The sequence below is a fragment of the Desulfatiglans anilini DSM 4660 genome (genome assembly GCF_000422285.1).
GTDB classification, from domain to species: domain Bacteria; phylum Desulfobacterota; class DSM-4660; order Desulfatiglandales; family Desulfatiglandaceae; genus Desulfatiglans; species Desulfatiglans anilini.
The window spans coordinates 1-1,320 of sequence record NZ_AULM01000105.1; the positions used below are offsets into that span (position 1 = coordinate 1).

General features: G+C 48.1%; 1 protein-coding gene. It reads right to left on the reverse strand.

Translation table 11 applies throughout. The annotated features are described in order from the left end of the window. Window positions 1-1,121: MobQ family relaxase (gene mobQ / locus H567_RS28910; RefSeq protein WP_153306326.1), on the reverse strand; the 1,121-nt coding region annotated here is incomplete at its 3' end. Window positions 1,122-1,320 lie beyond the last annotated feature (199 nt).

Consider the following 1,320-nt stretch of genomic DNA (forward strand, 5'->3'; position numbering starts at 1 on the left):
TACTGTTTGAGCATGTCATCAAAGCTAAATAGTTCAGAGCTAAACCATCCTTTTTTAATCTTGATCGGAGGAGGTAGAGGCTCACCAATTTCACGCAAGAGCACCTCAGCCTCTTTCCCCTCCCTAATTAACCTATCAAGCTGAAGACGGTCTATATCGCTCTGTAATGCGCTGTAAAAGCGATGCTCGGCGACTTTATCAGTATCCCCGCTCCTTGATTGCATGTATTGATCTAAAAGCGTCTGGCGGTGCTGCTGATGCTCATACAGTGCTTGCTGTGCTGCCGTATAGACTGCGGGGGCTTCATCCACTGCCGCCTCCAGTTGCTGCTGTTGTAGCTCCTCCAGTCCTGTTTCAGTTTCAAATATAGACATATCAAGGTTTTCAGCCTTTGAATTGCGCTGCTTGATTTCATCATTACGCTTAACGATCTCCATCTCCTTGCCCTTTCGCTTTGCATGTGTGGCTTCTATCCCCTCTTTGATGGTCGGCTCTATCATCAATCCTCTGTCCTCATGACTACGATGATCAACAGTTAGATCCAAGCCTGCGGCTGCAAGATGGCGATTTGTGAGATCAGCTACTTCCTCCCTGATTTTCTTCAGCGTTGAGTGTCTGTCTAGCTCTCTGACTTTCCCCCCTAAGCCTTGCCCTGTGGCGGTTCGAGTGGTCATCAATATATGGGCATGGAAGTTTCTATCATCACTCCCCCCTGCGATATGAGGAGCATGTATCGCTACGTCCACCGCCACGCCATGTCCTTTGACTAAGGATTGACATAGCTCTGTAACAAGTGCCTGCCGCTGCCGCTTATTAAGTTCATGTGGTAAGGCGATTTCTATCTCTTTTGCAAGCCGTGCCTCTTGCTTGATACTTCCATCTTTTTTTAGTTCGGATTGCTCTGCCTGATTCCACAGGTTTTGACGGTTAAGCAAGTCGGGATTTGCTCCATCGGGTGCAAATATTTGGGTGTACTCGATGCCAGTTTTTCGGGTGTAGTCCTGCGTTTTCCCGTATGTATCGCATTCAAGTTTTTCACCTGCCCGATACGCTGCACACGCCACAATCGAGCGACCATCTGACCTCGAAATATTCTGAATTGAACAATGATAAATTGCCACTGGCTCACCTTTTACTAACAGCCGCCCAACTTGTTGGGCGGTGGGGTGTCGGGGGTCTCCCCTGACCGCAACTTGCAAAATCTCCGATTTTGCGTAAGTGCGCCCTTTGGGAACTCTGCGAGGCTAAAAGCAAAAGCAAGAGCGATAAGGCTTTGAGCTGTTTTTTGGATTTTGCTCGCTACGCTCGATTTTTGGATAT